Below are 13,460 nucleotides of genomic sequence, written 5' to 3'. Positions count from 1 at the left end.
GAATTCAATACGTTCAAAAAAATCTTTATGGACTATATGTTAACGAAAGAATGCAAAATGTCAAAATAAATGAAACATATCTCCCTTTGACAGAAAAATTTGAACATGTTAAGTTAATTATGTTCAAAACGTTAAATTTTTATTTAACAAATTTACCAAAGAGAATCAGAGGAGGTTCCTTCTATGAGTCAAACACTATTTATCGATGGACAATGGGTTGGCGCTAAGAGTGGCGATACAAGAGATATCATCAATCCATTTAATCAAGAAGTGATCGCGACAGTCAGTGAAGGATCAAGAAATGACGCGCAGTTAGCCATTAAGGCAGCAAGAAAAACCTTCGATCAAGGTGATTGGGCAAACATGCCTGGACTTGAAAGAGGAAATATTGTGTTCAAAATTGCTGAATTGATTAGGCGAGACCTAGATGAATTAGCCAAATTAGAATCACTTGATACGGGTAAAACATTAGAAGAAAGCAAAGCTGATATGGACGATATTGCGAACGTGTTCCAATATTATGCGGGGCTTGCTGATAAGGATGGCGGGGAAATCATTGCATCGCCTATTCCAAACTCAAAAAGCGAATTAGTCCGAGAACCTGTCGGTGTATGCGGTCAAATCACTCCTTGGAACTATCCATTGCTTCAAGCGAGCTGGAAAATCGCTCCTGCCCTTGCAGCTGGAAATACAATCGTACTAAAGCCAAGTGAAATTACACCATTAACCACGATCAAAGTTTTCAAACTTATGGAAGAAGCGGGTGTTCCAGCAGGCGTTGCCAACTTAGTGCTTGGACCTGGAGCAACTGTTGGAGATGAGCTGGCTGTCAATGACCAAGTCGATTTAATTTCATTCACAGGCGGTATTGAAACAGGTAAGAAAATCATGCAGGGAGCCAGCGGGAATGTGAAGAAAATCGCCCTAGAGCTCGGCGGGAAAAACCCGAATATCGTCTTTCAAGATGCTGATTTAGACGTAGCGGTTGACCAGGCAATGAATGCTGTGTTTTTCCATGCAGGGCAAGTGTGTTCAGCAGGTTCACGCTTGTTAGTGGAAGAATCCATTCACGATGAATTTTTAGAAGAACTGGTGAAGCGTACGAAAAAAATCAAGCTAGGCAACGGCTTTGATGAAGGAACCCAGAGCGGACCGCTTATCTCAGCTGAGCATCGAGAAAAAGTAGAAAAATACGTCAGCATCGGTTTAGACGAAGGCGCAACATTAGAAACAGGTGGGAAACGACCTGATGCAGAGGAGCTTCAAAAAGGATTCTTCTACTTGCCGACGATTTTCTCAGGCTGTACATCAGACATGCGAATTGTACAGGAAGAAGTGTTTGGACCAGTCCTCACTGTCGAATCCTTCCGATCAGAGGAAGAAGTCATCGAGCTGGCAAATGACACGATTTATGGTTTAGCAGGAGCGGTGTGGTCTTCTGATATCGGCAAAGCCGAACGAGTGGCTCGTCAATTAAGATTAGGCACGGTATGGATCAACGACTTCCATCCTTATTTTGCCCAAGCACCGTGGGGTGGGTATAAACAATCAGGTCTTGGACGTGAATTAGGACGTACGGGCCTTGAAGAATATACGGAACTAAAACATTTATATCGAAATACAAAACCAGAAGCGGTTCATTGGTTTAAATAAATATCACTTATCTGGAGGAGATTCTATATGACGTTAAATATGAAAATTGAAAGCATGCAAAAATTCCATACGTTTGAAATTCCGACTGTCATCAAGCACGGCATTGGTGCAGTGAAACATGTTGGGGAAGAAGTGAAAGCATACGGCGTTTCAAAGGTATTGCTTGTCACAGATCCTGGTATTTATCAAGCAGGTGTTGTAGATCCAGTGATTGCTTCATTAAAAGAAGCGCAAATTGATGTGGTTCTATTTAATAAAGTAGAACCAAATCCGCCAGTCCGTCTAGTGAACGAAGGATCTGCGTTATATGAAAAAGAAGGCTGTAATGGTTTAGTCGCAGTAGGTGGCGGAAGCTCAATGGATACAGCGAAGGCTATCGGTGTGGAAGCGACTCATGAAGGATCAGTTCTTGATTACGAAGCGGCTGAGGGGAAAAAACCGCTTGAAAATAGAATCCCTCCGTTAACCACAATTCCGACAACGGCTGGTACAGGTTCAGAGGTCACGCAGTGGGCAGTGATCACTGACGAAGAAAGGGAATTCAAATTCAACACAGGTGGACCGCTCATTGCAGCTCACCTAACAGTGATTGATCCTGAGCTTCATGTATCTATGCCGCCGCATGTGACGGCAATGACGGGTATCGATGCGCTTGCGCACGCGATCGAATGCTATACGATGAAGTTTGCTCAGCCAATTACAGATGCGGTAGCGCTCATGGCCATTGAATATGCTGCTCATTATATTCGCCGTGCCTTTGCCGATGGAGAGGATTTGGAAGCAAGATATGGTATGGCACAAGCTGCGATGCTTGCCGGACTTTCCTATGGCAGTGAATCAGCTGGCGCAGCCCATGCGATGAGCCAAACGCTTGGAGGGATTATTCCAGTCGCACATGGTCAATGTGTAGCGGCAATGATGGGACCTGTCATGGAGTATAACTGGAAAGGGTACCCAGAGAAATTCGCTCGAATTGCGCAAGCATTCGGTATTGATACAAGCAGAATGACAACAGAGGAAGCTGCAAAAGCAGCAGTGAATTGGATGTATGATTTAGTGGAAGACCTAGAAGTTCCTTCATTAGAAGAACAAGGTGTACCAAAAGATATGATCGACCGTTTATCTAAAGAAGCAATGAAAGATCCGCAAACAGTTGGAAACCCAAGAGACCTGAACGAAAAAGCTTACAACTGGATTTACGCTCGCTGCTTTGATTTAACACCTAAAACAGTGTAACAATGAAAAAAGGCTCCCAAAAGGGAGTCTTTTTTTACATCTTATAGCTGTTCTTTAATTTCTTTAATTTGATGAATATGGCGCTTTTCATGTGCGCCGATAAAATCAAGGTATTGCTTTAATGAAAGTTCTTCAAACACAGGATGTGCAATCACGCGTTTGAAATCTTCCTCTGTAAACGTTGATAAAATTTGATTTAATTTCTCACGAGCTGTATCAAGCTCATCTTTTAAATGTGGAGGTGTCACATGCTTGCGCTCTGGCTCAACAATACTAGGCGCGGTGGCTTTTTTTGAACGATCCTCCGCCATTTCCACCGGCTTTGGCTCATATTCTTTAATCGGTGCTTTTTTCCCCTCGGCAGCTAGATGTTTTGCTGCAACTAGGTCCATCTTCTTTAAATGATCTGCAACTTCTTGAATACTCCAAGTATCATCAGATAATTTTTGATTTAATTGTTCTTCGCTCAATCCTTGCAGCTCTTGCCACAATTCTTGTCTTGCTTCATGTAATAAACTCATTTCTCTCACCTCAAGATCAAATTTTATCATACTGGTACAAGACAATCATTCTTTAGCTATCCGAGAAATCCTTTAATGAATTGTGATGAAAAATGAAACCTTTACAAAAGTGGTTCGTATTACCTGTTAGAAGGAATACACTTGGATGTGAGCATGGTCTAAATGAATGAAAAGCTGCTCATTTCATAAAGAAAGGGTGAGGAAGATGGATGTATTTGGGCTGCCTCTTCAGACGCTGTACTTATACATATTGATGGTATCAGGAATCCTGACGCTTGTTTTCGTCTTTTTTGGCGATGTATTTGATGGATTGTTTGAAGCGATTCCTGTCCCGTTCCTTCAACCAACATTGATCCTCGCATTTCTTACCTTTTTCTCGGCTGGAGGATTTATCTCTGAAAAAACAGCAATTGTAGGAAGTGGACTTGGCGCCGTATTATCTGCCATCCTCGCAGTGATTCTCGTTACTTGTTTAAATGTATTTGTCTTAGTCCCGCTTTCCTCTGCTGAAGAATCTCTTTCATATACGGAGGCCGACCTAAAAGGAAGAACTGGGGAGATCATTGTATCTGTACCAAAAGATGGGTTTGGAGAAGTGCTGTTAATTAGTAACAGCGGAAAAATCTCAAAGCCTGCCGTCAGTTTCGACGAAGAGGAGATTCCATATGGAACCCGGGTGCTGGTCGTCGAAGTGAACAAAGGCGTGTTATCTGTTATACCAAATGAAGAAATCTAGGAGGGAATGCTATGCCAGGAACAACCATATTAATTATTATTGGAATTGTGCTTGTGATTCTCATTGCACTTATTGGTGTATTTGTTTCGAAATACCGGACAGCTGGTCCAGATGAAGCATTAATTGTCACAGGAAGTTACCTCGGAAGTAAAAATGTCCACGTGGATGAAGGTGGAAACAAGATTAAGATTGTAAGAGGTGGAGGTACCTTTGTACTCCCTGTTTTTCAACAAGCAGAGCCGCTCAGCTTACTATCTAGCAAGCTAGATGTTTCAACGCCTGAAGTCTATACTGAACAAGGTGTACCGGTCATGGCGGATGGAACGGCCATCATTAAAATTGGCGGATCAATTGAAGAAATCGCCACTGCGGCAGAGCAGTTTTTAGGGAAAACAAAAGAAGATCGTGAAAATGAAGCAAGAGAAGTACTAGAAGGACACCTTCGCTCCATTTTAGGGTCAATGACAGTTGAAGAGATTTATAAAAACAGAGAGAAATTTTCTCAAGAAGTACAGCGTGTCGCTTCTCAAGATCTAGCGAAAATGGGTCTTGTCATTGTATCGTTTACAATCAAAGATGTCCGTGATAAAAATGGCTATTTAGAATCACTAGGTAAACCTAGAATTGCTCAAGTGAAACGCGATGCAGATATTGCGACAGCAGAAGCAGATAAAGAAACACGTATCAAACGTGCAGAAGCAGATAAAGATGCGAAGAAATCTGAGCTTGAGCGTGCCACTGAAATCGCTGAAGCAGAAAAAATCAATGAGCTGAAAAGAGCAGAATTCAGACGTGAACAAGATACAGCAAAAGCAAGCGCTGACCAAGCGTACGATCTTGAAACAGCTCGTAATCGTCAGCACGTAACTGAACAAGAAATGCAAGTCAAAATCATTGAACGTCAGAAGCAAATTGAATTAGAAGAAAAAGAGATCCAGCGTCGTGAGCGTCAATACGATTCTGAAGTGAAAAAGAAAGCAGATGCGGACCGTTATGCTGTTGAGCAGTCGGCTGCGGCGGAAAAAGCGAAGCGTCTTGCAGAAGCAGATGCGAAGAAATACAGCATTGAAGCAATGGCAAAAGCAGAAGCAGAGAAAGTTCGGATTGACGGGCTTGCCAAAGCGGAAGCCGATCGTGCAAAAGGGGAAACAGAAGCAGAAGTCATTAGGTTGAAAGGACTTGCGGAAGCAGAAGCGAAAGAGAAAATTGCAGAAGCATTCGAACAGTATGGTCAAGCGGCGATTCTTGATATGATTGTGAAAATGCTACCTGAATATGCGAAACAAGTATCTGCTCCACTTTCTAACATTGATAAAATTACAGTTGTTGATACAGGTGGTAACGGGGAAGGCAGCGGCGCCAACAAAGTGACCGGCTATGCGACAAACCTTATGTCCAGTCTTCAAGAAAGTCTGAAAGCTTCCTCTGGAATTGATGTCAAAGAAATTATTGAGAATTTCTCTGGCAAAGGCAATGTGAAACAAAGCATCCAAGAACTGACGAATGAAATCAAACAGCCAAGAAAAAAAGAAATCGCTGATCGCCAAATAGAAGAATAAAAATCAAAAGACACCTTCTGATTGAGGGTGTCTATTTTACTTGGGCACATGCCGGTGTCTTTTGATAGATGAAGAGAGATTGACAAGAATGCCTGCAGATATCATCATGAACACCAATGAAGATCCGCCGTAGCTAATAAAGGGAAGAGGAATGCCTGTAATGGGGAGAAGTCCAAAGACAGCTCCTAGATTAAAGGCTGCTTGAATCATGATTTGAAAAGTAAGCCCGATCGTTAATAGCTTTCCAAATGGATCTTGTAAACCTTGAACGATTCGAACGGCGCGATACATGATGAGTAGGTAGGCACCCATCACAAACAACAGCCCCATGATTCCCAGCTCTTCACTAATGATGGCCAATATAAAATCTGTATGGGCTTCAGGAAGAAATCCTAGTTTTTGAATACTTCCGCCTAAACCATTCCCGGTCAGTCCCCCTGAATCCATGGCGAGATAAGAATGGATCAGCTGATAACCATCTCCATCTTCATACATGAAAGGATCACGAAAAGAAGTGATCCGTTTCAAACGATAAGGAGCGGTCACAGCAAAAAAAGTGATCCCTGCCGCAGCCGTCGAACCTAGTAGAATGAGGTGGCGTGTTTTAAGTCCAGCACATAATAAGACGATACCGCAGCTCAATAAAATAGAAACTGCTGTACCTAAATCTGGCTGTTTTAAAATCAATAAAAAAGCTAGACTTAAAAGAAGAAGTGGAGGCAGTACTCCTTTTTTAAAGGATGTGATGTACGCTTGTTTCCTTGCATATACATAGGCAAAATAGATGATCATCACTAATTTCACAGCCTCAGACGGCTGGATGATCAAAGAGCCCAATTGAATCCATCGCTGTGAATTGTTTTTGACAACACCGATTCCAGGAAGCAGGACAAGGAGAAGACATAACAATGACAGCATCACAAGCCACCGAATCCATTTACGGTAAGCTTGATATGGAACCAGGGCCGCAGCGATGAAAAAGAAGAACCCAATCAAAAGCCATTGCCACTGTTTCATGAAGAAGTAGCTGCCCTGTCCATATTTTATTTCGCCTAAAGGATAACTCGCACTGTACACCATCAGTAATCCAAAGAAACAAAGACAAACAATCGTCCCAGCAAGAATGTGGTCGATTTTTTTTAGGTGAGAAAGAATCAATGACATCACCTTCAATCCCAGTTACGTCCAAACATGTAGGATGAGGACCTCAGATTGACACTAAACACAAGGCCAATGGCGATCATATTGGTTAAAAGTGCACTGCCCCCATAGCTGATAAAAGGAAGGGCAAGACCAGTCACAGGCATTAGCCCTACTGTCATCCCAACGTTTTGGAAGACTTGAAAGACGATCAGCCCAACCACCCCAGCACATATATAAAGCCCATAAAGGGTATTCGCATGCATAGCCACATGAATCATTCGATAGACCATCATAAGATATAAACAGATCAATAGGGAGGCGCCGATAAAACCAAACTCCTCGCCAATGACTGCAAATATAAAATCTGTATGGGCTTCAGGGATATTTCCCCCTTGTACTTGATTTCCTTTTGTATACCCGCTTCCTGATAATTGCCCTGACCCAATGCCAAGCATTGCTTGTTTCAGTTGATACCCATATGTCGAATCAAATTCATCTGGGGAGAGCCACCCATAAATGCGATCAAGCTGATGAGGTTTAATCACTTTTGTAAAGTGCTCAAAATGTTCATTGTGCAAGTAGGTCAAAAATGCAAGAAGCGCGAGAAAAGAAGCGATTAATGCAGCGATCATCTTACTTGAAATGCCTGACACAAGCATCAGTGTAAAAGCAATAGACAAGATCACAAGTGCCGTCCCCAAATCTGGCTGAATTAAAATCAGGAAAAAAGGAACAGCGGTCCAGCATATGATGTTCATTGTAGGAATCATGCTTTCTTTAAACGAAAAGCGCTGATGTTTGTATCGATTTAAAATAGCCGCTAACAGAAGAATGACAAAAATTTTCATAAATTCTGATGGTTGCACTTTCATGGGCCCCAAGCTGATCCACCTTTGGGATCCATTTTGATTCGTGCCAAAAAAATGAACGAGAATGATGAGGAAAAGACCACCTGCAAATAATCGAAAAGATAACCGCTCAAGCAGTTCATAATCAAAGTAAGCAACTGCCGCCATAAGGCCAAAGCCGACGATATACCAGAAAACTTGTCTTTTGACGAAATAAAACATATCTTGCGTTTCATACTGTCCCGATCCGCTATATACAGCCAGCAGGCTGATCACAAAGAAGCAAATGACAGTGAATAATAATGCGAAGTCAATGCTGTTCTGTTTTTTCATGTCTCCGTCACCTGCTATGACCTATTTGTCAGCTGGTTTAATACGACCTGCACCGCTGCAGCGTCATCAATATAGCCGATCGGAAAAATATAATCTGGTATTAAATCAACGGGCATAATGAAGTAAAGTAATGCGCCTCCCATCAACATCAATTCTCGAGAAGTACCCCGTCCGCTCATGAACGAGCTGTACATGCTTTTCAATTGATCAAGAAATGGTCCAACACCACTTATCGTATCTATCTTTTTTTCAAACTTTGCTGAGATCGTTTCTTTTCCCTCTTCTGATTGACTATAGGTCTCATATTCATTTAACTTCTGTTTCAATTCATTCTCGCTGAACGTCCCGTCATAGACATCATGATCTTTCAGCGTTCGCTCAATCTCTTCTACTGCTTGAATGAACGTATTACGGTGAACTCTTTCGTTTTTAATTGAAAATCCAGCCGTGGCCAATAGATGATCTAAAGAAATGTGTAGAGCATCTGAAAGCCGCTGTAAATGGTTCAAAGTCGGTTTTCTTTTTCCGTTCATGATTCTAGACAGTGTGGCTTTATCAATTTCTGTTTGTGTACTGAGTTCTCTTAATGAAAGAGAACGTATTTGCAGTTGTTCTTTTAAAAACTGCCGAAGCTCAGTTGTTTTAAATTCCATCTCTTTCTTCACCCTTTTCATAAAGTTCAACTCTTCAATAGAAGAAGTCGTACCCAATATATAGGGGTGTTGACAGAATGTCAACGAATATCCATTAGAGATTGATTTTTATAAAATAGCAACTTATCATATGAAACATAGAGTAAGAAATGGCTAAAAGGGGTGTGCAGATGAAGGTTAGACATGCAGTACATAATGATATTCCTAAAATTGCCGAAATTCATGTGAAGAGCTGGCAAACGACTTATCACGGCATTATTTCACAAGAGTATTTAGATGCTTTGAATGTAGAGGAGCGGGAAGAGAGCTGGAGAAGCAGGTCGCTTGAAGGCACGTTTGTCGCAGAGGATGCTGACGGAGTATTTGGTTTTGCTTCCTTCGGAAAACAGCGTGATGAGAGATATTCAATATATGATGGTGAGCTTTATGCCATCTATTTGTTGCAGAGGAAACAGAAATCAGGAGCGGGTATGGCTTTGATTGCAAAAGGTGTGGATTATTTAATAGAGAAAGGCTATCAGAATATGCTGCTCTGGGTATTTGAGCAAAACTCAGCGAAGCAATTTTATCAAAAACTTCAACCTAGTTTTGCCGTCACCAGCCAGTTTGAGCTGGCTGGTGAGAACCATGAAGAAATAGGGTATGGATGGGAACTGTCTGTCCTAAGTGATCATGTTCAACAGATTATATCGTCAGCTTCCAGTAATAATGAGAGAAAAAAGTAAAAAGGGTGGCGAGTAAAATATAAGATATAAAAGGAGAAGCCTCTACTTTTCCTTTCACACCTGCTATTTTTAATGCCTCATAGAAACTGGCCAAAAAGTAGGCGATACTGAGGATGTAACAGCACAGCATAATGGAGTAAGGATTCATTGTCGTACCTCCAGCATGAAATCTTCTACTATTAATAGATTCAATAGAGCAGCAAATTATGCATAAAAAAATAACCCGCTGAAACAGCTGGGTTATTTTTGTCGAGGAAAAACCAAACGAGATGCACTAGGGATGAGTAAACAAAGAACAATACTACAAATGATAAATGAAGGAATCATATATGTGCTGTTATAAACTAATGAATACACCCATCCTGGTGTTCCTTTTGGTGCATAATGAGAAAAGAAAACAACACCTGAAATAAAGAACGTCAGCAGTCTGAAGAAACTGGCGACAAATACAGCTAGGATAATATAGAAGAATTGTTTCTTTCGCTTTTTATCCTGAATGGCTTTTTTAATTGATCCTGAGAATAGCCCGCTTAAACAAATCACAACAGATGCGACAAAGTAATCGAGAAATCCTTGTACAGGTGTAGCAATAATAGGATTGTTCATCAGCTGCAGTCCTGCGATTAACACACCGATAATAAATCCAGCAGACACGCCCCATCTAATGGACATGAGAATGACAGGAATCATGATCAGTGCAATTGACCCGCCGTTTGGCATTCTTAAAAAGAGACCTGATAAATAATCTAAAACAAGTGCAAGAGAAGTCATGATGGCGATCTCCATCAGTCGTACTAATTGATTTGATTGTTGCATAAAAAAATCCCCTTTTCACGAATTGTGCAAGGAGAGACCATGTCAGGATGAGTATGTGATTCATAGAAAAACATATCGGCTTGCATACATGCATGTGTGCAAGTGATTCCACATTCCTACTTCAGTATTAACTGACAGGTTCAAAGGGTCAGAACAACGAATTGTTCACTCTCAGCACGAAGCTCCCCCTGCGGTTATTAAATTTCAATCTATTATAAATATACTAAAGACCTACAGGATCAACAATAGTGAATTACAGAGTTAAGCCCTTTTTGTACAAATATATAGGAAGAGATCAGGAAAAATAAATTATTTAGAAAAAATACTTGTTTCTTCTTTTAAAAGGTGTTATATTTGTATTCGCCGCTGAAACAGCGCGGTTGAGAAATAACATTCAAGAAAAAAGTTGTTGACTTCATCTTGATAGAATGTTATATTAATAAAGTCGCTTCTGAGCGATAACGAAGATGATCTTTGAAAACTAAACAAGACAAAACGTACCTGTTAATTCGAGTTTTTATAAAAAAATCCTATGATACATCATAGGTAGTCAGTCAGACTGACGAGGCAGGAAATGATCACATGCTAAGTTCGCTACATCGTGTAGCAACGCATGTGTGATATGCATCCTGCATACCTCGGAGAGTTTGATCCTGGCTCAGGACGAACGCTGGCGGCGTGCCTAATACATGCAAGTCGAGCGGACAGAAGGGAGCTTGCTCCCGGATGTTAGCGGCGGACGGGTGAGTAACACGTGGGTAACCTGCCTGTAAGACTGGGATAACTCCGGGAAACCGGAGCTAATACCGGATAGTTCCTTGAACCGCATGGTTCAAGGATGAAAGACGGTTTCGGCTGTCACTTACAGATGGACCCGCGGCGCATTAGCTAGTTGGTGAGGTAACGGCTCACCAAGGCGACGATGCGTAGCCGACCTGAGAGGGTGATCGGCCACACTGGGACTGAGACACGGCCCAGACTCCTACGGGAGGCAGCAGTAGGGAATCTTCCGCAATGGACGAAAGTCTGACGGAGCAACGCCGCGTGAGTGATGAAGGTTTTCGGATCGTAAAGCTCTGTTGTTAGGGAAGAACAAGTGCAAGAGTAACTGCTTGCACCTTGACGGTACCTAACCAGAAAGCCACGGCTAACTACGTGCCAGCAGCCGCGGTAATACGTAGGTGGCAAGCGTTGTCCGGAATTATTGGGCGTAAAGGGCTCGCAGGCGGTTTCTTAAGTCTGATGTGAAAGCCCCCGGCTCAACCGGGGAGGGTCATTGGAAACTGGGAAACTTGAGTGCAGAAGAGGAGAGTGGAATTCCACGTGTAGCGGTGAAATGCGTAGAGATGTGGAGGAACACCAGTGGCGAAGGCGACTCTCTGGTCTGTAACTGACGCTGAGGAGCGAAAGCGTGGGGAGCGAACAGGATTAGATACCCTGGTAGTCCACGCCGTAAACGATGAGTGCTAAGTGTTAGGGGGTTTCCGCCCCTTAGTGCTGCAGCTAACGCATTAAGCACTCCGCCTGGGGAGTACGGTCGCAAGACTGAAACTCAAAGGAATTGACGGGGGCCCGCACAAGCGGTGGAGCATGTGGTTTAATTCGAAGCAACGCGAAGAACCTTACCAGGTCTTGACATCCTCTGACAACCCTAGAGATAGGGCTTTCCCTTCGGGGACAGAGTGACAGGTGGTGCATGGTTGTCGTCAGCTCGTGTCGTGAGATGTTGGGTTAAGTCCCGCAACGAGCGCAACCCTTGATCTTAGTTGCCAGCATTCAGTTGGGCACTCTAAGGTGACTGCCGGTGACAAACCGGAGGAAGGTGGGGATGACGTCAAATCATCATGCCCCTTATGACCTGGGCTACACACGTGCTACAATGGACAGAACAAAGGGCTGCGAGACCGCAAGGTTTAGCCAATCCCACAAATCTGTTCTCAGTTCGGATCGCAGTCTGCAACTCGACTGCGTGAAGCTGGAATCGCTAGTAATCGCGGATCAGCATGCCGCGGTGAATACGTTCCCGGGCCTTGTACACACCGCCCGTCACACCACGAGAGTTTGCAACACCCGAAGTCGGTGAGGTAACCTTTATGGAGCCAGCCGCCGAAGGTGGGGCAGATGATTGGGGTGAAGTCGTAACAAGGTAGCCGTATCGGAAGGTGCGGCTGGATCACCTCCTTTCTAAGGATATATGGAGCAGCGTACGTTTTTCGTCTTGTTTAGTTTTGAAGGATCATTCCTTCAAACATGTCTCTAGCGAGACAGGATTGTTCTTTGAAAACTAGATAACAATAAGTAATACATTCACATTGAATGCAATGCAAAGTTCATCACACATAGTGATTCTTTCTAAAGTAAGAAATGGTTAAGTTAGAAAGGGCGCACGGTGGATGCCTTGGCACTAGGAGCCGATGAAGGACGGGACGAACACCGATATGCTTCGGGGAGCTGTAAGCAAGCTTTGATCCGGAGATTTCCGAATGGGGAAACCCACTGCTCGTAATGGAGTAGTATCCATACTTGAATACATAGAGTATGAGAAGGCATACCCGGGGAACTGAAACATCTAAGTACCCGGAGGAAGAGAAAGCAAATGCGATTCCCTGAGTAGCGGCGAGCGAAACGGGAACAGCCCAAACCAAGAGGCTTGCCTCTTGGGGTTGTAGGACACTCTATACGGAGTTACAAAGGAACGATATAAGCGAAGAGGTCTGGAAAGGCCCGCCAAAGAAGGTAACAGCCCTGTAACTGAAATGTTGTTCTCTCCAGAGTGGATCCTGAGTACGGCGGAACACGTGAAATTCCGTCGGAATCCGGGAGGACCATCTCCCAAGGCTAAATACTCCCTAGTGACCGATAGTGAACCAGTACCGTGAGGGAAAGGTGAAAAGCACCCCGGAAGGGGAGTGAAATAGATCCTGAAACCGTGTGCCTACAAGTAGTCAGAGCCCGTTAACGGGTGATGGCGTGCCTTTTGTAGAATGAACCGGCGAGTTACGATCCCGTGCAAGGTTAAGCAGAAGATGCGGAGCCGCAGCGAAAGCGAGTCTGAATAGGGCGCATGAGTACGTGGTCGTAGACCCGAAACCAGGTGATCTACCCATGTCCAGGGTGAAGTTCAGGTAACACTGAATGGAGGCCCGAACCCACGCACGTTGAAAAGTGCGGGGATGAGGTGTGGGTAGGGGTGAAATGCCAATCGAACCTGGAGATAGCTGGTTCTCTCCGAAATAG

The 13,460-nt window shown here is 43.3% G+C and carries 10 protein-coding genes, 2 rRNA genes and 1 riboswitch (1 of these 13 only partly in view); of the genes, 7 read left to right on the top strand and 5 right to left on the bottom strand.

Annotated elements, in window-relative coordinates; translation table 11 throughout:
- The first annotated feature begins 183 nt into the window (after positions 1 to 183).
- Complete coding sequence (betB, locus tag NSQ64_RS15985; RefSeq protein ID WP_041507663.1) at positions 184 to 1,653, top strand: betaine-aldehyde dehydrogenase; 1,470 nt, start codon at positions 184 to 186, stop codon at positions 1,651 to 1,653.
- A gap of 27 nt (positions 1,654 to 1,680) precedes the next feature.
- A complete protein-coding gene (locus NSQ64_RS15980) occupies positions 1,681 to 2,889 on the top strand; it encodes an iron-containing alcohol dehydrogenase (RefSeq protein WP_007500606.1) in 1,209 nt (402 codons plus the stop codon).
- A gap of 41 nt (positions 2,890 to 2,930) precedes the next feature.
- On the opposite strand, the gene NSQ64_RS15975 is transcribed toward NSQ64_RS15980, so the two are convergent.
- Complete coding sequence (locus NSQ64_RS15975; RefSeq protein WP_341017281.1) at positions 2,931 to 3,410, bottom strand: DinB family protein; 480 nt, start codon at positions 3,408 to 3,410, stop codon at positions 2,931 to 2,933.
- Positions 3,411 to 3,615: 205 nt separating this feature from the next.
- Here NSQ64_RS15975 and NSQ64_RS15970 point away from each other — a divergent pair, with 205 nt between their 5' ends.
- Together NSQ64_RS15970 and NSQ64_RS15965 are read left to right on the top strand one after the other, a co-directional pair.
- Positions 3,616 to 4,146 (top strand): hypothetical protein, encoded by a 531-nt coding sequence (locus tag NSQ64_RS15970; protein WP_301231811.1) that lies wholly within the window; start codon positions 3,616 to 3,618, stop codon positions 4,144 to 4,146.
- Positions 4,147 to 4,157: 11 nt separating this feature from the next.
- On the top strand, positions 4,158 to 5,705 hold the full coding sequence (locus NSQ64_RS15965; RefSeq protein WP_008344044.1) for a flotillin family protein: 1,548 nt from the start codon (positions 4,158 to 4,160) through the stop codon (positions 5,703 to 5,705).
- A gap of 36 nt (positions 5,706 to 5,741) precedes the next feature.
- On the opposite strand, the gene ftsW is transcribed toward NSQ64_RS15965, so the two are convergent.
- Genes ftsW through NSQ64_RS15950 form a run of 3 tightly spaced genes read right to left on the bottom strand, consistent with a single transcriptional unit; the run spans position 5,742 to position 8,703 of the window.
- On the bottom strand, positions 5,742 to 6,869 hold the full coding sequence (gene ftsW, locus NSQ64_RS15960; protein ID WP_445684647.1) for a putative lipid II flippase FtsW: 1,128 nt from the start codon (positions 6,867 to 6,869) through the stop codon (positions 5,742 to 5,744).
- A 5-nt stretch (positions 6,870 to 6,874) separates the two neighbouring features.
- On the bottom strand, positions 6,875 to 8,029 hold the full coding sequence (gene rodA / locus NSQ64_RS15955) for a rod shape-determining protein RodA (RefSeq protein ID WP_008344041.1): 1,155 nt from the start codon (positions 8,027 to 8,029) through the stop codon (positions 6,875 to 6,877).
- Between the two features lie 14 nt (positions 8,030 to 8,043).
- Positions 8,044 to 8,703, bottom strand: a complete 660-nt coding sequence (locus NSQ64_RS15950) for a DUF1232 domain-containing protein (RefSeq protein WP_268356902.1) — start codon at positions 8,701 to 8,703, stop codon at positions 8,044 to 8,046.
- Positions 8,704 to 8,852: 149 nt separating this feature from the next.
- Here NSQ64_RS15950 and NSQ64_RS15945 point away from each other — a divergent pair, with 149 nt between their 5' ends.
- Positions 8,853 to 9,407 carry a GNAT family N-acetyltransferase gene (locus tag NSQ64_RS15945; protein WP_024719667.1) on the top strand — a complete coding sequence of 185 codons (555 nt, stop codon included), beginning with the start codon at positions 8,853 to 8,855 and terminating at the stop codon, positions 9,405 to 9,407.
- Positions 9,408 to 9,647: 240 nt separating this feature from the next.
- On the opposite strand, the gene thiT is transcribed toward NSQ64_RS15945, so the two are convergent.
- Positions 9,648 to 10,223 (bottom strand): energy-coupled thiamine transporter ThiT, encoded by a 576-nt coding sequence (thiT, locus tag NSQ64_RS15940; RefSeq protein ID WP_007500615.1) that lies wholly within the window; start codon positions 10,221 to 10,223, stop codon positions 9,648 to 9,650.
- Positions 10,224 to 10,319: 96 nt separating this feature from the next.
- Positions 10,320 to 10,422: riboswitch (TPP riboswitch) on the bottom strand.
- Positions 10,423 to 10,858: 436 nt separating this feature from the next.
- Here thiT and NSQ64_RS15935 point away from each other — a divergent pair.
- A 16S ribosomal RNA gene (locus tag NSQ64_RS15935) occupies positions 10,859 to 12,407 on the top strand.
- A 182-nt stretch (positions 12,408 to 12,589) separates the two neighbouring features.
- Positions 12,590 to 13,460, top strand: a 23S ribosomal RNA gene (locus NSQ64_RS15930); it runs 2,060 nt beyond the window's last position.
- The 16S and 23S rRNA genes sit together here, the layout of an rRNA operon.

Source organism: Bacillus sp. FSL W8-0183 (assembly GCF_038006825.1).
In the GTDB taxonomy this organism is placed as follows: domain Bacteria; phylum Bacillota; class Bacilli; order Bacillales; family Bacillaceae; genus Bacillus; species Bacillus altitudinis.
Note: the sequence above shows the minus strand (reverse complement) of the source record. Positions and strands in the feature narration are given on the sequence as shown.

Coding starts and splice junctions, on each gene's coding strand:
- betB (WP_041507663.1), top strand. CDS start 184: ATGAGTCAAACACTATTTATCGATGGACAATGGGTTGGCGCTAAGAGT.
- NSQ64_RS15980 (WP_007500606.1), top strand. CDS start 1,681: ATGACGTTAAATATGAAAATTGAAAGCATGCAAAAATTCCATACGTTT.
- NSQ64_RS15975 (WP_341017281.1), bottom strand. CDS start 3,410: ATGAGTTTATTACATGAAGCAAGACAAGAATTGTGGCAAGAGCTGCAA.
- NSQ64_RS15970 (WP_301231811.1), top strand. CDS start 3,616: ATGGATGTATTTGGGCTGCCTCTTCAGACGCTGTACTTATACATATTG.
- NSQ64_RS15965 (WP_008344044.1), top strand. CDS start 4,158: ATGCCAGGAACAACCATATTAATTATTATTGGAATTGTGCTTGTGATT.
- ftsW (WP_445684647.1), bottom strand. CDS start 6,869: ATGTCATTGATTCTTTCTCACCTAAAAAAAATCGACCACATTCTTGCT.
- rodA (WP_008344041.1), bottom strand. CDS start 8,029: ATGAAAAAACAGAACAGCATTGACTTCGCATTATTATTCACTGTCATT.
- NSQ64_RS15950 (WP_268356902.1), bottom strand. CDS start 8,703: ATGAAAAGGGTGAAGAAAGAGATGGAATTTAAAACAACTGAGCTTCGG.
- NSQ64_RS15945 (WP_024719667.1), top strand. CDS start 8,853: ATGAAGGTTAGACATGCAGTACATAATGATATTCCTAAAATTGCCGAA.
- thiT (WP_007500615.1), bottom strand. CDS start 10,223: ATGCAACAATCAAATCAATTAGTACGACTGATGGAGATCGCCATCATG.